Genomic DNA, 18,054 nt, shown 5'->3' with positions numbered 1-18,054 from the left:
GCCTGCGGGTCGAGGCTTCCGTCGGCGCGCTGCCGGCGCGCCGGCGAGCAAAATTGGCGCAGAGAGCTCGGAGCGGCGCATGAGTGATGGAGGTAATGAAATGGATGCGCCGCGCGCAACCGCTCTGCATTTATGGCGCGTGTTCGCGGCGTCGAAGACCGCCTTGACGTTGTCGATCGCGACCGGGCTGATCGCAGGCGTGACCAGCGCTCGGCTCTTGACCTTCATCACTCATGCGCTCGAAAGCGGGGGGCGCGGGACGTTCGAGCTCGCCGCCAGCTTTTTCGCGCTCTGCTTCGTCGCGCTCGCGTCGAGCGCCGTCTCGCTGATCCTATTGTCGCGGATCGCCCAGGAAAATCTCTACAGCCTTCGTCTGTGGCTCAGCCGTTGCATTCTTGCGGCGCCGCTGCGTCAGGCGCAGGCTCTGGGAGCGCATCGCCTGATGGCCGCGCTCACGAGGGATATCGACAGCGTCGTGGTCGCTCAGGAGGTATTGCCGGCTCTGTTCATCGAAGGCTCCAAGGTCGTCGCCGTCTTCGTCTATCTATGGATGCTGTCGCCTCCGCTTTTTCTCATCACCGCGATCTATGTGATCGTCAGCATCGTCGGTCTGCAAGCGCCGCAAAAATGGGCCTTGCGATGGCTGGAACGGGCGCGGCAAACCGAAAATGCGATGTTCAATCATTTCCGCGCGGCCACAGAAGGCGGCAAAGAGCTGAAGATGAACGCGCGGCGCCGGCGCGCCTTTCTGGACGATGAATTGCGCGAAACGGCGGGCGCGCTCAAGACGCAGAGAATCAAAGCGCTGGTGATTTTCGTCCTGATCGACCGCTGGGCTGAAACGCTATTCTATCTATTGCTCGGTCTCGTTCTCTTCGTCGTTCCGCGCTTTCAAGCAGCGTCGTCCGAGACGCTGACGGGCTTCACCCTCGCGATCCTGTTCCTCGGAGGCCCTCTATCCTTGGTCGGCGGCTGGCTGCCCAACATAGGCAAGGGCGTCGTAGCCCTACGCAACATCGAAGCGATGGGCTTGCGTCTGACGGCGGAGGCGGAAGTCGCCGCTGACGCGCCGCTGGCGTTTCGCCAGTCGCGGCCCGGCGTTCTGGAGCTCGAAGGCGTCACGCATCGATATATGAGCGAGAATGACGACGTGGGATATCGGCTCGGCCCGATCACGCTTCGTATCGAGCCGGGAGAGCTCATATTCGTCACCGGCGGCAACGGCAGCGGCAAGACGACGCTGGCTCTGCTCGTTCTGGGTCTTTTTCCACCCGACGCCGGCGCCGTTCGGCTGGGAGGAACGCTCGTCACTCATGACAATCGCGAGGCATATCGGCAGAATTTCTCCGCTGTCTTCGCGGACGCGTTTATTTTCGACTCGTTGCTGGGCTATGCCGGCGCAAAAGCGCAGGAGCGCGCGCAGGAACTGTTGGAGCTTCTCGATCTCGACAAGAAGCTGCGTATCGAGAACGGACGGCTTTCCACGGTGGATCTGTCGCGCGGACAGCGCAAGCGATTGGCGCTGCTGACCGCTTATGTCGAGGATCGCCCCTTCTATTTGTTCGACGAATGGGCGGCCGAGCAGGATCCCCCGTTCCGGGAGCTGTTCTATCGCAAGCTTTTGCCGGAGCTGAAAGCGCTCGGCAAGACGGTCATCGTGATCACGCATGACGACCGCTATTTTCACTTCGCCGACCGCGTGCTCCACATGACATCTGGACAGATCGAGGCGTTTTCCAGAGCCGATGAAACATTTCGCGCCGATCGCGAGGAGCGCTTGCAACATGCGTAAGGCGATGCGTCGTTCGGGCGTTCTCATCGTCGCCGCTCTGCTGGCGGGAGCGGCGACACTCGTTGGAGTCGTGCGTCTGCCTCTCCCCTGGGAGGGCGGCTCGCATGTTGTGCCGGGGCTCGGCGAGGCTGTCGTGGTGGAGTTCGACTCGGTCGGCGTTCCGCATATTCGCGCAACGAGCCGAACCGACGCCTACGCCGCCCTGGGCTATGCGACGGCGCGCGATCGCCTGTTTCAGATGGACATGCTCCGCCGCAAGACCGGCGGACGATTGGCTGAGATTTTCGGCTCTGCTTTGGTGAAGGACGACAGTTGGAGCCGCGCGATGGGGTTCGAACGTCTCGCAGGCGCCATCTTGCGACAGCTTCCCGCCGAACAGGGAGCGGCGCTGACGGCCTATGCGGCCGGCGTCAATCAAGCGATGCGCGACGCTTTGGCATGGCCTTGGGAGTTTACTGTTCTAGCGTATGCGCCGGAGCCATGGCGTCTGCAGGACAGCATTCTGGTTGCATTGAATCTGGCGGATTTGTCTTATTCGGCAGATCAAGAGCGCGCGGCCAGCGTCATGCGCGCGGCCTTGCCCGAGGCCGTCGTCGATTTCCTGACGCCGGACGGCGATTGCTACAATGAGATGCTCGCGCCACGAACGCCCGAACGCTGCACGCCGGGCGCGCTTCCGGCGCGAGAGATAGAGCAGCTGATGCGCGAGGCGGGAGGACGCGAGAGAAGCGCGGGCTTGGTTCAGAACGAACGTGCGCCGCGCGGCTCCAATGGCTGGGTCGTTGCGCGGGGGAAGACGCGCGACGGCCGCGCGATCCTCGCCAATGACATGCATCTGTCGCTCGAGACGCCCAACATCTGGTATCAAGCCGACCTCGCCTATGGTTCACGGCGGGTGGAAGGCTTGACCTTGCCGGGCTTGCCGATGGTGATCACGGGGACGAATGGGCGCGTCGCCTGGGGCCTGACCAGCGTCGAGGGCGATTTCGCCGATTTGGCCCGCCTGCGCAGAGATGCGGCCGAGCCGTCGAAATATCTCACGTCCGATGGCGCGCGTGAGTTTTCGGCGCGTGTGGAGCGCATCGGCGTGCGCGGCGCGCCGGAGATCGTGCTGCAGGTCAAAGAGACGATCTGGGGGCCGGTTCTACCCGAGCCGCTTCTCGGCGAGGAGGTCGCTCTCCGGTGGACGATGCTGGATCCGATCGCAACCAATCTCGACCTGATGGACATGGACAGCGTCGCGACCGCCGCGGAGGCCGCGCCGGTCATGCGCGGCGCGGGCGTTCCACCGCTCAATGCTCTTCTTGCGGACAGTTCCGGCTCGGTCATGTGGACGCTGATGGGGAAAATCCCAAAGAGACGCGGTCTGAGCGGCCTCTTCGCCGAATTTTGGGATGACGGCTCGGTCGGTTGGGACGGCTATTATTCACAACAAGAATTGCCCAGCATCGTCGATCCCGCGTCCGGCTACATCGTCAGCGCCAATCAGCGCATGCTCGGCGCCGCCGATTTCGCGCCGAAGATCGGCCACGACTATTCGGGCGGCTTCCGCGCCTGGCGAATCGACCAGCGCCTGAACGAGTCTTCGCGCATCGACGAGAGCGACATGGCGGCGCTTCAACTCGACGCCTCCACGGAATTCTACCGCTATTATCAGACTCTGGCGCGGCGCGCATTGAACGCTCCCGAGAGCGAGGGCGACAAAGACGCCGCCGCACTGATCCACGCGCTCGAAACCTGGGACGGGCGCGCGGAGGACAATAGTCTCGGGTTGCCGCTGATCGTCGAATTCCGAAACTCGCTGATCGACGCCGTTCTGTCGCCGCTCTTGGCGCGATGCCGCGCGCTGGAGCCGGGCTTCGTCTATGAATGGAGCAATGCGGACGTCCCCGTACAACGCATTATCGACAGCGGACGGGCCGAACTTTTGCCGGATCGCGATACGCATCACGATTGGCCGCATTTTTTGCGCGCCGTGCTGAGGGAGAGCGCGCGGCGTCTGGCGCAGTCCAATGGACGCCGTCCTGTCGACGATCTTCGGTGGGGAGAGGCGAACAGGGTCGAAATCCGTCATCCGCTTGCCGCCGCGACGCCGTTGCTGGCTCCCGTTCTGAACATGCCGCGCGTTCCCGTTGCGGGATGTAGGCAATGTGTCCGGTTTTACTTTGCGGATGCGGGCAAGAGCTCGGGAGCAAATGCGCGCATGGTCGTCGCGCCGGGGCGCGAGTCGGAGGGCTTGATGCAGATGGCGGCCGGCCAATCTGGGCAGTTCGGATCTCCGCATTATGCGGACAGGGAGATGGACTGGGTCGCCGGACGGTCGCGGCCGTTTCGCGCCACAAATTTCGACGGCAGGATGATTTTGAATCCTGCACGGTAATTCCGTGAATTAGACAGTCGTCGTTCTTGGTTGCGGGGACTCGCTGCGACCGCTGGCATGAATTTCGTTCCCGGTTGTTTTTCATCGGCTTTGATGAAGTCGAGGATGCCGAACAGCTCGCCGCGTAGCTCGGCGTGAACCTCGCCGCGCTTCTGTCCGGGCGTCAGCACGATTTCGCCGATGAGCGAGCGTAGCGCTTCAGCCGCCTGCCTGCCGTCGTCTGTATCGTCGAGCGCTTCCGTGAAGCGATCGATGCGAAGCCGATAGACATTGGCGATGTTTGGATGCACGTCCGGAATATCGGTCGGAGCCTGCGACAAGCGCGCGACGATGTCCGCCTTCTGCCGTTCGAGGTCTTCCATCCGCGCCTTCATGGATGGCTGGTACATGCCGTCCTCGATCGCCGTCATGATGCCGGCTATCCCCTGTTCGATCTTCTGAAGCGTCCGGCTGTCGACCTCGGCCTGCGCCCGCCGTTCATGGTTCAGCCGGTTCATCTCTTCGGCATAGGCGCGCACAGCCTCCGCAACCGCGTCGGAGGACACAAGCCGGTCCTTCAGCCCCGCCAGCACGCGCGCCTCGATCTTCTCGCGGGGGATGGTGCGGTTGTTGTCGCACGTCCCGCGACGATGATGGTTGAGGCAGCCGTAGCGGCCGGGAGTCAGGATGCCGATCTTGCCGCCACAACATCCGCAGGTGAGAAGGCCGGAAAGAAGGGAGATAGGCCGGTTGGCCAGATGTAGCCGCTTCGCCCGCCCTTCCCGCGTGGTCGCCGGATTGGGGCCGAAGATCGCCGAGATTTGCTGCTGTCGCTTCCGCGCCGCCTGCCACAGATCATCGTCCACGACCCTGAGATGCGGCACTTCGGTCCTGATCCACTGATTTTCCGGATTCGGCCGCGAGACACGCATGCCAGTGGCCGGGTCTTTGACGAAACGCTGCCGGTTCCACACCAGCACGCCGGCATAAAGTTCATTATTGAGGATGCCGGAGCCACGCGAGACGTGACCCCGAATGCTGGTGTCGCCCCAGGCGCGGCCCAACGGACCGGTAATGCCTTCCTTATTCAGTTCGACCGCGATGGCCTTCGGGCTCTTGCCGGCGGCGAAGGCGCGGAAGATGCGCCGGACGACCGCCGCCTCTTCCGCGATGATCTCACGATCGCCTCGGATCGGCTCGCCGTTGGCGTCGAGTTTCTTGGCCACGCGATAGCCGTAGCAGAGGCCGCCGCCCGCCTTGCCCTTCTCCACTCGGCCGCGCAGACCGCGATGGGTCTTCATCGCGAGGTCTTTCAGGAACAGGGCGTTCATCGTGCCCTTCAGGCCGACGTGAAGCTCGCTGACCTCGCCCTCCGCGAGAGTGATAATGGAAACGCCCGCGAAGCGCAGATGCTTGAACAACGTGGCGATATCCGCTTGATCGCGGGAAATCCGGTCCAGCGCCTCGCCCAGCACGACATCGAACTGGCCGCGCTGCGCGTCCTGCAACAGCGATTGGATGCCGGGCCGCAGGATCATGCTCGAACCCGAGAGGGCGGCGTCGTGATAGGCGCCCACAATTTTCCATCGCTCGCGCCCAGCATGTTCCCTGCTAAGGCGAAATTGGTCCTCGATCGAGCTTTCGCTCTGGTTGTCTGACGAATAGCGGGCATAGAGCGCGACGCGGGTCATGGGCGGTCTCCGTTCCTTCTATTCCTCGTCCTCCGCGCTCTGCGCGTTTTTGGGCCTATTGTCGTTCGCAGCGCCGAGCGCCGCGAACTGCTCTCGCGCGATCCGTCGTCCGATCAGCCGCGCGATGGTGAGCGCCACCTGATCCAACTGTCGCCGTGTCTCTCGGTTCGGTTCATCCCGTTTGCCGTCCGGACCTCGATTGTCGTTGGCCGGTATGAGGTCGTCCGGCTCGGATTCCGTGTCATCCGCCATGCCGTCGCTCGCCTTCTTTCCGAAATCAAACGGGCATGAAGCAGCGGCAAGTTCAGGATGAGAAGATAGAAAATCCGTTCGTCGTATGGCGGCGCAAAAATACTCGCGAACGGCGATTCTGGCGTAGGCGTCCAAAACACTCTACACGCATCACACGGCCCGCAAAGCCTTCTGAACTGCCTTGGGCGCGCGCTCGATCACCAGAAGATAGGCTCTGGTCGGTCCTTCCGGCTGTCGCGAGCCTTGCTCCCAATGACGCAGCGTGTTGACGCTGAATCCGAACCGGCCCGCGAACTCTTCCTGCGTCATGTCCAGGCGTGTGCGGATCGCCTTCACGTCGATCTTCTCCGGCACATGGACGCGATAGGCGCTCTCGTCCGCCCTGCCCTCGGCATAGGTCACCGCTTCCTCGAGCCCGCGCCGGATGCTGTCGGCAACCTTGCTCATGGCGTTCTCCTCTTGAATGCCTCGACCAGCAGCGTCGTAAGCTGCCGGAAGTCATTGCGGTCCTGCTGGCTCAAATCAGCCCGCTCATTCTTGGCGAAAGCGGTCAGCGCGAAGAGCGGCATGCCGGCGTCGTGGTGGAAATAGATCACCCGCGCCCCGCCTCGCTTGCCGCGGCCTTCCAATCCCCAGCGCAGCTTCCGCACGCCGCCCGTTCCGGGGATCAGATCGCCGGCCGTCGGATTGTAGGCGAGATAATCCACCAGAAGCGCCCGTTCCTCGTCGCTCATGAGCTTGCGGGTCGCCGACAGAAACTCCGGCGTTTCGACGACGCTGATCGGAGCCGTTCGAGCCATGATGGACACTACTCCAATGAGTCAGTCTAGGCAACCGGAAATATGATCCAATGAGTCAGGTGCTCCTCCTTTGTCAGCATTGAAGCGCCTCACCACAATTCCGGGCCGAGGAGTGGCAGCTCGAAATTTTGCGATAACATCTTCGGCACCAGCCGCTTCAAAACTCGGGAAACGAGTCGAGGCAACCGATCCGGATCAGGTCGGTCAGCGCCGAGCGGACCTGCGGCCAGGGAAATTCGGGGCAGTTCTCGCACCATTCACCCGCGCGGAGCACGGCGTGGAGCTTGGCGGCCACGCCTGCGACGGAAGCCGCCGGCGTGGCCGCCAGCGCATCGGCGAGTTCTTTCGCTATATCCACGGCTCGCTCCTCCTCTTTTTTCGCTTCGGAGTAGCCGACAGCCAAATCGGCGGCCGCCCAGCGGGCGCGCTCATCCTCTTCCTGAGCGGCGCGGTCCGCCTCGGCGCAATCAAAATTGTCGATTGAGCAGGACCCACGAATCAACCGCATCAATTGGGTTTCCAAGCTTTGCTGCTTCTGGCAGAGAACGTCGGCGGCGTCCTGGGCTGCCCTCCATTGTGTCCACATGGACATTGCCGCGTCGGCCGCTTCTATACGCGACGTGTCGAGAGACGCGATTTCCCCGAAAGACGCCGGCACGGCAGCGCCGACGCTCGCGACCATCAGGGTCCTTCGGGTGAAAGAAGGCGCACGCGTGGTAATCTCGGGTTCAGCCATGATCCGAATTCCTCATTAGCCGGGCTACGAACTGCATGAGCACGAGGGCTTCCTCATGGTCCTGCAAGACCGCGGTTTTGCCGAGCCTTGGTGATGGGCAAACCTCGGGCGTTCGCCGGAAAGGGGTTTTCTGGCGTTGCTTTATGGGCGTTCAGTGGCATTGTGCGCACGAAACATGCAACATCTCGCGAAGCATGTCAACATAAATTTTGCAACTGGGGTCTAATCGTGATTACTTCTGCTCAGTGCAGAGCCGCCCGCGCCCTTATCGAATGGTCGAGGGAAGACTTGGCCACGGCGTCAAAGGTCGCCGCACGAACTGTCGTCGATTTCGAGAGGGGAGCGCGCCAGCCGATTCATTCAACGCTCGCGGCGATCCGCGCCGCCTTCGAAGCGGCGGGCGTCATCTTTGTCGACGAAAATAGCGAGGGGCCCGGCGTGAGGCTGCGGAAGAAACAGCCATGAGCCGGCGGCTCGAAGACATGCGGCGGAACCCGGCGGCCGACTGGCGCATAGAGGATGCGGCGGCGCTATGCCGAGAGTTCGGCGTCCTATGTGAGCCAGCGCGCGGCGGCGGCTCGCATTATAAGGTCGGGCATCCCCGGCTCGCGGAAAAGCTGACGATTCCTTTCAAGCGGCCGATCAAGGCGATATATATCCGCAAGCTCGTCGCCTTCATCGATGCGGTCAGGATGCTGCCATGACGACCAAGCCAACCGACTACCCGCTCATTGTGGAGCCTCTGCCCGCGGAAGACGGCGGCGGCTTCGTCGCGATCGTGCCGGACCTGCCGGGCTGCATGTCGGACGGCGAGACGCCGGAAGAAGCCGTGGCCAACGCGCGCGATGCGGTCATTGCGTGGATCGAGGCGGCCAAGGACCTCGGCCACGCCGTTCCTGAGCCGTCCCGGCATCTGGCGCTCGCGAGTTGACAAGCGCATCACGCGCTCACGGCGCCGCATTTCTCAACCACGGCGCGCCGATAGCGCCGATTCATCACCGGCTGGCCTCGCGCGCCTGGGGCGACACGATGAAACGGAGCGGCTCCGTCACAGCCCGAGCCCGCGTTTGCGACCAAGATCCCACTCGATGCCGCCGCCGTCACGGTGAACGCCGCTGAGATATTGGCCGATGCGCTTTTCGAGAACGGGCTGCCAAGGCACGAGCTGGAAGCCGAGGCCATCCTCGATCATCGCGAAGCGCCCGCTGGCGAGATTGGCGACGCCAGCCAGCCGCCCCGACACATATTCGCCCGGCCCGCTCGGCGAATACGACAAGCCGCGCTCCGCGGCCATCTGACGGCCGACGCGCTCCACCTCTCGCTGCTCCAGCGTAGCGATGGCGCCGCGCGGGACGGAGATGGATTTTCCGTTGTCCGTGGCGAGGCCCATTTCCACCAGCCGTTCGGCACGCCGGTGGAGCGCATTCTTCACGTCGCGACCGAAGCCTGCTTCTGCTAACGGAATCGGCTTGTCGGCGACGAGTTCGCGGTCGAGCCACGTCGCTCCGTCGCTCGCGATCTGCCGTTCGAGATCGAACGTCGAGAGCGTGCGCACGCGAAGGCCGTCGCCGCCCTGGGCCAAATCATAACTTTGGCCGCGCTCGACGATATCCGTCGGCACGCGCCAATGGTCCGCGTCGACGCGTTCGACGTGCCCGGCCCGGCGCAGCGCCTCCAGCCGGCGGACATGAAAGCGAACGAATGCGTCCGGGTCCTTGCCCTGCCGCTCGAAGCTCTCGCGAATGCGTTCGAGATGAGCGCTCGGTCGGTAGACCCCGTCCTTCTCCGCGACGATGGCGATGTTGCGGTCGGCCGGCCTCGGACCGGAAACGGCGGGCGCGGCTTCGACGATCATGCCTCGGCCGACTTCCTCGATGCGGGTCGGATCGGCGAACTCCATGTGATGGACTCGTCCGTCGACGCCGTCGACGACGAGGTAGACGCGCTCACTCATCTCGTCGCCGGCCAGCCCTTTGGCCAGCACCCGGCCGACGATCGGCTCCTTTCCAGTCTCCCCGTGGCAAGCATATTGCGCGACGCCGCGCTCGTCCGCCAGACCGTGACCGGCTAGCGCCCGACGGATGGTCGAGATCGCTTCGTCGCGCGCTCCCAATTCTTTCAGCATCGGCTCGACGCGGTCGGAAATGGTCCACCGTCCCGTCTCGAGTTCGGTGGCGAGGCCGTAGCGTTCCAGACGCCGCGCGCGACCGAGCAGCAACGCCCGGTTCTCTCGGACGAGATAAGAGGCGCCTTCCCCGAGCCTGAGATCAATGACGCCGTGTTCGCGCTGCTCGGCGATCAGCATCTTGTCGAGCCGCGTCAGTCGCTCCGCCGCTACTTCATTCGCGAGCTTCGTCTGAAGCTCGATCTCGCTCTGATGGCCGAGTTCCAGCGTGACGAGCTCGCTCGCCCGGTGACGAACTCCGTGAGCGATATAGTCGCCGGCGATATTGAGGATGCGGCCGTCGTCGAGCACGCCTCGGACGATGATGTGGGTGTGGGGATGGCCGGTGTTGTGATGGTCGACGGCGATCCAGCCGAGGCCCGTGTCGAGGTCCTTCTCCATCTGCCGCATGAGGTCGCGGGTGAAGCCCCGCAGGTCGGCCATGTCACTGGCGTCCTCCGGCGCGACGATGAAGCGAAACTGATGACGATCGTCGCGTCCGCGCTCGACAAAGGCGCGGCCGTCCGCCTCATTCTCGATCGCCGAGTAGGCGTGGCCCCTCTCGCCGTTGTGGGTGACGCCATCGCGTTCGAGATAGCGGAGATGGGCGTCGACGGCCTTGCTCGCGGCGCCGCGCATCTTCGCACTATGAGAGCCGCGTTGTGGATTGAGCTTCACGACGCGCGCCTTGACGACGACGCGACGCGATCGAAACCGTCCGGCGGAGTCGCGCTGCCAGCCGCCGCCGTCGCTCGGCAGCGACGCCGCCACCTTCGCGCCTCGCCCCCGCGCGTTGAACCGGCCGCCTCCTTCTCCTTTCCGGCCGCTAGCCGCCGCCGGACCTCGGCCGATCCGGCCCGGATCGCCGCCGGCCTTTTGGACAGCGATCTCGACCTGCCGGACGAAGGAAAGCGAGCGCGGACTGCCGCTCCTTCCGCCAGCTCGGGACCGCCCGGGTCTAACGTGAAAATTGTCTATGTCGTCGCTCGCCATTCCGAAATGATCGGCGCCGAAATCAGTCTGCGCAATGGCACTCGAGCGTCAGTCTTAGTGGATCGCAAAAACACTCGCTCCAGCGTAGGAACGGCGGGACATGCCACGTCGCGCCTCCTCAATGCCGGCGTCTATGACATTGAAAACAAGCATGAATTCTCTTTGATCGGAAGCCGGCGCACATCGCACGGCGCCATGCCTGCGCATTTGTAGGCTGCAAAAACCAATGTGCAGACAACACTTTACGAGCGAAGCGAGGCGCGAACGTCAGTTCGCTTTATCTTGCCGTCTTAATCGCCGCCGTCTTAATCGCCGCCTTGTAGCGTTTGGTCTTTGCACATCCTTTGGGAGAGGCATGTCGGGTTTGCGCAGAAGAAGCGCGCTCGACTTGCGCCCGTTGCGCTGCCGAACGGCGTGGCGACCGCGCATCTTCTGCAGAACCTCATGCAGGCGCCTGACGGGATGACGGCTATCGAATTGAGCGACGGAAGACGCGTGTTCGCACCTATTGGCAGCGATCCCGAAGTCGTTCGGACGAATGTCGAAAGCGGGAAGATCGCGCCAAGGTGATCGTTCCGGCGGGAGTGAAGGTGCATCTGGCGCTCGGCTACACGGACATGCGCAAGGGCGTGCCGCCGCAGCCGACGGCATATAGGTGAATACTCCGCGCCGGTGTATTCCCCGCGAGCCGAACTTACATAGCTGTTGGCGATGCGGAACCAACCCCAGCGCAGGCGCGCTGACGGCGAAATTGTGCTAGAATTGTCCCATGGACGCGCAGGAAAAAAAGAACTCCGCCGCCGGCGAGCAAACGGCGATCGTGGGCTACTTCAAGCAGTACGAATATTCGGCCTGCGAAATCTTCCGCGTTATGAACGACGGAACGTTTCGCGGCATCACCATTAGCGAGCCCGAAGCCGGCATTTTCGACGACTTGGTCTTGCACGCCGGCGAGGCCGTCGTCGCCACCCAGGTCAAAAGCCAAGAAGATGTTCAATCTGTCGCCTTGAACACCGCGCTCATTTCGAACGCGTTGATCAAGGACATCGCCGCGTCCTGGGCCAGGCTGAAGGCCCGTTTCACGGATCGGCCGGTCAAGCTGCGTTACATTTTCGGCGGCTATTTCAGCCAAAACGACACCGCGCTGGCCAACACGGGCTCGAACCAGAAGAAACACAGCGCCGAGTTTGCGCGGTTCGTAGCTCACGACGACCTTACCGTCGCCGAGCTTAAAGCTGCCCCCTGGAGCGCGAAGCTCGAAGAGATGCGCGCGTTGACCGGTCAAAGCGAAGACGAGTTCTGCGCGTTCCTCAACGCGCTTGAGCTGCTCGATCATGGCGAGTTGATGCGCAACCGGGCCTCCAATTTCTTCAATCTTGAGCGCCAGCGCGTCGAAGCGCTTATCCAGCTCATTCCGCGGCTGATAATCAAACGGAAGACTGGCGCGTATTTCTCCGAAGCAGACCTCGTGCGCGAACTCGGCTGGCGCAAAGTCATCCAGCGGAATGTGCACGAGTTTCCAGTGCCCGACGATTTTCAAGACAACGACGCGACGCGCGACGAACTGCTTCAGAAAATCAGCCAGCAGTCGCGCGGGTATATCAGTCTGGTTGGGCCGCCCGGCACGGGCAAGTCGACTCTGCTTCAGACGGCGCTTTTCAACACGTCCGAGTATGGCGTCGCACGCTATCTCGCGTTCGTGCCAAATCAGCGCCATGGCTTGGGGCGCGCCGAGGCCGGTGAATTTCTGAACGACCTGATCGCCGAGCTGATGAGCCTCGATCTCGGCGGCAGCCGTTACGCGTTGGATGACCTGGCGGGCCAGCGAAAGGAATTGGCGCACCAGCTCGAAACCGCAAGCGAGCGATACGCCAAGACCGGGCGCAAGACGATCATCGTCATCGATGGCCTTGATCACGTTCCGCGTGAAGAAGATCCGCGCGAAAGCTTCCTCAAGCAATTGCCGCTCGCCCACGCCGTTCCCGACGGCGTGCTGTTCGTGCTTGGCACCCAAACGCTCGACCTCGCCGACTTGAAAGCATCGATTGTTCAGCAGGCTAAAGGCGCGGACCGCCGTGTCGAAATCACGCCCTTGCCGCCAGCGGCCATTTTCGCCATGGCCAACGACGCTGGCCTCCCAGACTACGTCGATCGCGACGGCCTTCTCGCCGCCTCCGAGGGCCATCCTCTCACGGCCCGCTACTTCGTCGAAGCGCTGAAGCCGGTTACGTCCGCGAGCGAGGCGCAACACATCCTCTCGGCGACGGATGGCCTCGGTCGAAGCTTGGACGAAATCTATGCGCGCGTTTGGATCGGATTGTCGGCTGATGAGTCCGCTAAAGCCGCGCTTGGGTTGCTGGCGCGCGCCGATGGCGGGTTGACGCCCGCGCAAATCGCCGGCGTCTATTCGAATGCGACGGTGGAAGAGGTTCTCAAGAAGGCCGGTTTCTTGCTGTCGGGCGTTGGCCAAGAACGCCTATCGATTTTTCACAACAGTTTTCGGCTCTTCGTGGTCGCGCAAACCGGAGTCAGATTCGGCAAACGCGAGCCTGCGCTCGAGGTCGAATTCAACCAGCGCCTCGCGGGAATCGCGGCCGCAGCTGACGAGAGCGACGCGCAGCATTGGATGGAATTGCGCTATCGCGCGCGCGCGGGCGAGACAGACCCTGTGCTCGCGCTTGCGACACCTGAATATTTCCGTCGTTCGCTCATGCTTTTTCGACCCAGGAGCGAGATTGACGTCGATCTCCGGCTGACCTATGCGGCCGTCAAGCCGACGCGTTCGCGCGTCATCCTTCTCAACAAGCTGCTTATCGAAAAGGAAGTCGAGTATCGGCGCGAGGCCGTGAGCCAACTCGACATGGTGGGGCTGTTTCTCGACCTCGGCGACGTCGATCTCGCAATCCACCATGCCCTTGAAGCTAACACGCCTGGCGAGGGTTGGCTCCGACTGGTCGACGTTCTCTGGGAAGACGGCCACGCCGCGATCGCGCGCCGCGTCCTGGATGCAAACGAGCCGCTCGAAGCGCTCTTCGGGGTAGACAAATTCCACTCCGGCAGCGGCATCAACACGGCGGGCGATTGGATTGAACGTGCGCAACGTTTTCGTCCGATCGAACGGCTGGTCTCGATCATCGAGCGCATACCGGCGAATGATTACGAGGATGTCGATCTCATGCGGCAGGGCCTCCTCTATCGCGTCGCACGCGGGATCGTCAAAGACAAACCAGACGCTGACATCGCAACGCTCTGCATCCAACTGAAACTCCGCGACGAATATCAGCACTATCTCTACATCACCGCCGCCGACGCAGCGCGCGCGGCCAACGACCTCGATCGCGCCAAGCAATTGCTCGGAAGCATCGCTGCGCTTCGCGATTTCTCGACGCTTGACGCGCATTGGAAAACCTACGGCGCGCGCGTTGCGCGTCAGTTGGGCGATGACGATCTTGCCAAGCGCCTGATGCAGGACATCGAAATTCCTTCGATCGGAGCGGAGGAGAGCGGGTCGCAAGGCGACGCCTTGAGCGAGTTCGCGAGCAAAATCTACGAACGCACCGCGCTCAGCACGATCTTGTTGACGCCCGCGCGCTACAGCGCGCGCGGCCGCGACAACCCGTTCTTCAACGGTCTCGACGACAAGGTCATCGAGCTCGGCCGCATTCGTGGCGCGATCGAAACCAAGGCGGACGACGGCGATATCTTGGCCCTCAAAACGGTCATCCGTTATTTCGCCAACGCGAAACCCGATCGTGGCGACTTCTCCGCCTACAAGTTCCACGGCTTGATCCCGGTGATCGGCGAGCGGATCGCTCGCATCACCCGACGGCTTCACGGCGCCCAGTTTGCCGACATTGTCGGCCTGGTTGACGAACTCATCGCCGCTGGAGGGACCAATTTTCACGGTTCTGAGACATTTCGCCTGGTTTGGGCGTCCAACGTCTATCAGATCAACGGGGACGCCCCCGGCGCTCAGGCGCGCATTGAAGGCGTCGAAACGCTAGCGCGGTCGGACCGTACGCCCCACGAGGTTGTCGAATTTCGCGCGTCGCTGGCCAAGGCCTACGCCGAGATCGGATTGGACGACAAAGCGAAGGCCTCGCTCGACGCCATGCACATCGATACCTTCGGGTATTGGCTGCGCGCCAAGAAAGAACCGCAGTACGAGTTTTGGCTCTGGTCTTATTTGAAGGCGTGCGACGCTGATCCAACCAATGCCGGTGAACGCGCGATCACGTTCTCGCAATTCGTCCTTGGCATGGATGAAACCGAAGGCGACGACACGGCCCGGCGCTTGGTCGGCGATCTCCTCGCGGGCGCCGCGACCTCGCCCGCCGTAATGGGCGGCGTCGCGCGCCGCCTCATGGCTAGCGATCTGACTTCATGGGCGGAAATCGTGGATGGGGTTTTGGCCGCGGTCGCTGCCCAACGGAGCGATCTTGCCGTGCTTGCGCTCGACGTTTTTGCTCAACTCGTCGTGCCCTACGTCACCGCGCGCAACGATCGTGCTGTCGCCGCGTGCCTTGCTGCGATGCCGTCCGGTGATCGCGCCGCCGCGATCGATCGCCTGGTTGAGCAAGCCTCGATATATTGCCCGCCATCTGAGCGGCTGGCCTTGTTCGAGCAAATCAGCTCCGCCGCGCCCGATCTTGCCGCTCGATTTGCGAACGCCCAAGCCGCCGCCGTCGCAGATCGAGATATGCTGCAGCGCAAATCCGAAGACAAAAGCGCCGAGAAAGGCGTCAGCGTCGAGGAATCCGATGCGACAACCCTGTCGGAGCTGCTCGCCGAGGGCGACGGCACGAGCAAGTATGGCGACGGGATTGACTATTTTTACGCACGCACTGCCGAGCGTCTGGCGGGCGGGGCGACAAAGGCGGAGATCGAAACCTTCATCACCCAGCGCCCTCGCCTGGTGCAGGACGCGAAGTTCATGGCGGCCTGCGCGCGCGCTGTGCTGAATGCAGGAGACACCGCTGCGGCGAGGGCCTTTTTCGCCAAGGCGGAAAAGGCGGCACAGTCGGGACATTGGTCGTCGTTCATGGGCGGTCAAAAGCTCGAGCTCCAATCCCTTCGTATCACACTCGACGGCGACCAGGGCCGCGAGAAAGGTTTCGATGTACTCATCGATGAACTGTCTAGCGGTCAGACGTATGGCAGCTCGCTGTTCCTCAACCTCGACGATGTTCTTGAAAGCGTGAGCGTCGATCATCCCTACGTCGAATGGTGGGCCGAGACGGAAACTCACCTGCGCCAATACAGAGAGTTTCGCCTGGCGCCGCCGGTCGAGGCGGACGCTAGCGTTCAAAATCACGGCGATATCATTGCGTGGCTGATCGCCGAAGCGTATTCCCTCCACTGCCCTGACGTCCTCGATCATGCGCGTGCCGCGATGCTGACGATCGCGCCTCTGCCGGGGGGCGCGTCGGTCTTGCAAACCGTGTTCAAACTGCTGCACGACCAACCCGACGGCTCCCGCGAAGCCATTGCGCTCGCTTATCGGCTGCGCCGCGAAGCTACGTTGAAAGACGCGCTTCTTATCGAAGCTCGCCGCGGCGTTGAGCACGCTGATTTCGTCGTCTCGAACCTGGCGCAGCGCGCTCTGAAGCATTTCCAGGTGGCACATCCGGCAGCGCCACCAGGCAAGCTCCCGACATTTTATGATTTGGCGCCGAGCGGCACGCCCGAAGCCGAGAAGTTTGATCTTCCGCCCGGCGTGATGAGCGGCGCTCGGCCGATGTGGTCGGACGATCCCTGGACCCAAACGACCATGCTGCGGTTCGCTTTCCGTGTCTTGGCGGATCATACCGAGGTGCCGATGGAGACGCTGCGGCGGCGCTGCGCTGAGTTTCTGCGGCGTCTGGGCGGACGCGAAAAGTTTGGTCCAGAAGCCGAAACCTGGGTTCAAGGGAAATTGCGCAGGCTTCATCTGATGCTCACGTGGCGCAAGCTCCAGCCTATGGCGGCACAGCGAGCGTTCGGCATGGTGCTCAAGGAATTGGCCGACGCGGACGCCGTCGATCCCAGAGTGTTTGAATTGCTGTGGGACGAAATCGGCGGTCCTTCGCTGAGGGACTTCGATCTGCGGTTCCAGGCGCGCCCAGATTGGGCGCATCGCCCGGCTACCACCTCACGCGAATATGGCGGCCTCGACGCTGACGCTTGGCTCGCTGCCGCTGAAGAAGATCTCTACGCGTCGGTCGTGACCGAAGGCTTTGTCTTGGCGGAACGCCGCTACTACAAACTCCGCGTGTGGCGCGAGAACGCCGAGAGCACGCGCCTTACCTTGCCTAACGTGTTCGACATAGAAGACACATCTATCGATCTCGACGACGTGCCTCGACTTCATACCTTGGACAATCTCCAACCGCTGTATGATTCACAAGAGTCAAAGCTGATCTGCCGGATTTTCCAGCCCTATTTCGGGGATTTGCGCGAGACGGCGATCACCATCTGCCCTTACCTCGCGTCCAAGCTCGGCTGGATCAGGTCAAAGGCGAAACCCTTCGAACTGCACGACGCGTCCGGGGCGATCGTCGCGACCACGATGCGGTGGATCGACGGCACCGACCAGGTCGACACGTACGAGTCCGAAATCTTTGAAGAGGGTCAGGCTATCGTCCTCTCAATCGACGGACGCGCCCAAGTCGAGGCGTTTGTTGGTCCATTGCTGATCAATACGAAGACCACCAGACGCACCGCGCGCGAGGGCAGCGGCACGAACAGCCGATCGCTGTTTTCGGCGACACCCGAACCTCTCATCATCGCCGCGGAATGATGTTCCCAAACGCGCTTGTTTGCGCGCTGCGCGATGTAAGTCACCGGCCCTGGTCATTCCGCCGACAGCGGATCATGGAGAGGGATTTGAACTTCAGCAAAATGCGCTTTTCAACTTTGAAACATCTCTCCGCTACAAAGCAAGAAACCGCCCCGACGCTCAGATCGGGGCGGTGATTGATTTATGTATGAAGTGGTTGCGGGGACAGGATTTGAACCTGTGACCTTCAGGTTATGAGCCTGACGAGCTACCGGGCTGCTCCACCCCGCGCCAAGGACGGCGGCCCTCTTGTGGGAGAGGGCTCGAAGACGAGAAAGGGGAGTAGCGAAAGGCGAATAGAAACCGTCTACTCGCTCTTCGCTACTCCCCGTTCGCACATCGTAGATAAGGAAACTTTTGCCCTTTGCAGGCCTGGCGACGACCTACTCTCCCAGGTCTTGAGACATAGTACCATTGGCGCTGAAGCGTTTGACGGCCGAGTTCGGGATG

The 18,054-nt window shown here is 62.4% G+C and carries 13 protein-coding genes and 1 tRNA gene; 7 read left to right on the top strand and 7 right to left on the bottom strand.

Features of this window, described 5'->3' with window-relative positions; translation table 11 throughout:
• The first annotated feature begins 79 nt into the window (after window positions 1–79).
• A complete protein-coding gene (locus tag EDE12_RS18535; RefSeq protein ID WP_134188219.1) occupies window positions 80–1,792 on the top strand; it encodes a cyclic peptide export ABC transporter in 1,713 nt (570 codons plus the stop codon).
• Complete coding sequence (locus EDE12_RS18530; protein WP_026598236.1) at window positions 1,785–4,172, top strand: penicillin acylase family protein; 2,388 nt, start codon at window positions 1,785–1,787, stop codon at window positions 4,170–4,172. Before EDE12_RS18535 ends, EDE12_RS18530 begins: the two co-directional genes overlap by 8 nt.
• Here EDE12_RS18530 and EDE12_RS18525 read toward each other — a convergent pair.
• The 5 genes from EDE12_RS18525 to EDE12_RS18505 all read right to left on the bottom strand — a co-directional run bounded on the left by EDE12_RS18525 (window position 4,076) and on the right by EDE12_RS18505 (window position 7,630).
• Window positions 4,076–5,842: a recombinase family protein gene (locus EDE12_RS18525; RefSeq protein ID WP_026598235.1), complete on the bottom strand. Its 1,767-nt coding sequence runs from the start codon at window positions 5,840–5,842 to the stop codon at window positions 4,076–4,078. The two genes, EDE12_RS18530 and EDE12_RS18525, sit on opposite strands and share 97 nt — an antisense overlap.
• An 18-nt stretch (window positions 5,843–5,860) precedes the next feature.
• Window positions 5,861–6,229, bottom strand: a complete 369-nt coding sequence (locus EDE12_RS22140) for a hypothetical protein (RefSeq protein WP_198029870.1) — start codon at window positions 6,227–6,229, stop codon at window positions 5,861–5,863.
• A 15-nt stretch (window positions 6,230–6,244) separates the two neighbouring features.
• A complete protein-coding gene (locus EDE12_RS18515; protein WP_026598234.1) occupies window positions 6,245–6,541 on the bottom strand; it encodes a helix-turn-helix domain-containing protein in 297 nt (98 codons plus the stop codon).
• On the bottom strand, window positions 6,538–6,894 hold the full coding sequence (locus EDE12_RS18510; protein ID WP_036290551.1) for a type II toxin-antitoxin system RelE/ParE family toxin: 357 nt from the start codon (window positions 6,892–6,894) through the stop codon (window positions 6,538–6,540). Before EDE12_RS18510 ends, EDE12_RS18515 begins: the two co-directional genes overlap by 4 nt.
• 157 nt (window positions 6,895–7,051) lie before the next feature.
• A complete protein-coding gene (locus EDE12_RS18505; RefSeq protein ID WP_134188218.1) occupies window positions 7,052–7,630 on the bottom strand; it encodes a hypothetical protein in 579 nt (192 codons plus the stop codon).
• 93 nt (window positions 7,631–7,723) lie between these two features.
• Here EDE12_RS18505 and EDE12_RS22325 point away from each other — a divergent pair, with 93 nt between their 5' ends.
• From EDE12_RS22325 to EDE12_RS18490, 3 genes are read left to right on the top strand one after another with little or no spacing between them, the layout of a single operon-like run.
• The gene (locus EDE12_RS22325) at window positions 7,724–8,095 is read left to right on the top strand and encodes a helix-turn-helix transcriptional regulator (RefSeq protein WP_245511944.1); all 372 of its coding nucleotides are present in this window, start codon (window positions 7,724–7,726) and stop codon (window positions 8,093–8,095) included.
• On the top strand, window positions 8,092–8,334 hold the full coding sequence (locus EDE12_RS18495) for a hypothetical protein (RefSeq protein ID WP_026598231.1): 243 nt from the start codon (window positions 8,092–8,094) through the stop codon (window positions 8,332–8,334). The genes EDE12_RS22325 and EDE12_RS18495 overlap by 4 nt, the downstream gene beginning before the upstream one ends.
• The gene (locus EDE12_RS18490; RefSeq protein ID WP_026598230.1) at window positions 8,331–8,561 is read left to right on the top strand and encodes a type II toxin-antitoxin system HicB family antitoxin; all 231 of its coding nucleotides are present in this window, start codon (window positions 8,331–8,333) and stop codon (window positions 8,559–8,561) included. The genes EDE12_RS18495 and EDE12_RS18490 overlap by 4 nt, the downstream gene beginning before the upstream one ends.
• Window positions 8,562–8,678: 117 nt before the next feature.
• On the opposite strand, the gene EDE12_RS22320 is transcribed toward EDE12_RS18490, so the two are convergent.
• Window positions 8,679–9,935, bottom strand: a complete 1,257-nt coding sequence (locus EDE12_RS22320; RefSeq protein WP_245275723.1) for a DUF3363 domain-containing protein — start codon at window positions 9,933–9,935, stop codon at window positions 8,679–8,681.
• Between EDE12_RS22320 and EDE12_RS22315 the strand changes: the two genes are divergently transcribed.
• Both EDE12_RS22315 and EDE12_RS18475 read left to right on the top strand, forming a co-directional pair.
• Window positions 9,909–11,000 carry a hypothetical protein gene (locus EDE12_RS22315; protein WP_245275722.1) on the top strand — a complete coding sequence of 364 codons (1,092 nt, stop codon included), beginning with the start codon at window positions 9,909–9,911 and terminating at the stop codon, window positions 10,998–11,000. The genes EDE12_RS22320 and EDE12_RS22315 overlap by 27 nt on opposite strands.
• Window positions 11,001–11,556: 556 nt before the next feature.
• Window positions 11,557–17,565, top strand: a complete 6,009-nt coding sequence (locus EDE12_RS18475) for an ATP-binding protein (protein WP_026598226.1) — start codon at window positions 11,557–11,559, stop codon at window positions 17,563–17,565.
• Window positions 17,566–17,758: 193 nt separating this feature from the next.
• Here the strand turns inward: EDE12_RS18475 and EDE12_RS18470 are convergent.
• Window positions 17,759–17,835 (bottom strand) — tRNA-Met (locus tag EDE12_RS18470).
• Between the last annotated feature and the right edge of the window lie 219 nt (window positions 17,836–18,054).

It is taken from the genome of Methylosinus sp. sav-2, from assembly GCF_004366495.1.
In the GTDB taxonomy this organism is placed as follows: Bacteria; Pseudomonadota; Alphaproteobacteria; order Rhizobiales; family Beijerinckiaceae; genus Methylosinus.
The sequence above is the reverse complement of the archived record's forward strand: the minus strand, read 5'-3'. Positions and strand labels throughout refer to the sequence as shown.

What these genes read in the sequence shown, in the direction of transcription:
- EDE12_RS22320 (WP_245275723.1), bottom strand. Translation starts at nt 9,935, where the DNA reads ATGCTGATCGCCGAGCAGCGCGAACACGGCGTCATTGATCTCAGGCTC.
- EDE12_RS18475 (WP_026598226.1), top strand. Translation starts at nt 11,557, where the DNA reads ATGGACGCGCAGGAAAAAAAGAACTCCGCCGCCGGCGAGCAAACGGCG.
- EDE12_RS18515 (WP_026598234.1), bottom strand. Translation starts at nt 6,541, where the DNA reads ATGAGCAAGGTTGCCGACAGCATCCGGCGCGGGCTCGAGGAAGCGGTG.
- EDE12_RS18510 (WP_036290551.1), bottom strand. Translation starts at nt 6,894, where the DNA reads ATGGCTCGAACGGCTCCGATCAGCGTCGTCGAAACGCCGGAGTTTCTG.
- EDE12_RS18525 (WP_026598235.1), bottom strand. Translation starts at nt 5,842, where the DNA reads ATGACCCGCGTCGCGCTCTATGCCCGCTATTCGTCAGACAACCAGAGC.
- EDE12_RS18535 (WP_134188219.1), top strand. Translation starts at nt 80, where the DNA reads ATGAGTGATGGAGGTAATGAAATGGATGCGCCGCGCGCAACCGCTCTG.
- EDE12_RS22325 (WP_245511944.1), top strand. Translation starts at nt 7,724, where the DNA reads ATGGGCAAACCTCGGGCGTTCGCCGGAAAGGGGTTTTCTGGCGTTGCT.
- EDE12_RS18530 (WP_026598236.1), top strand. Translation starts at nt 1,785, where the DNA reads ATGCGTAAGGCGATGCGTCGTTCGGGCGTTCTCATCGTCGCCGCTCTG.
- EDE12_RS18505 (WP_134188218.1), bottom strand. Translation starts at nt 7,630, where the DNA reads ATGGCTGAACCCGAGATTACCACGCGTGCGCCTTCTTTCACCCGAAGG.
- EDE12_RS18490 (WP_026598230.1), top strand. Translation starts at nt 8,331, where the DNA reads ATGACGACCAAGCCAACCGACTACCCGCTCATTGTGGAGCCTCTGCCC.
- EDE12_RS18495 (WP_026598231.1), top strand. Translation starts at nt 8,092, where the DNA reads ATGAGCCGGCGGCTCGAAGACATGCGGCGGAACCCGGCGGCCGACTGG.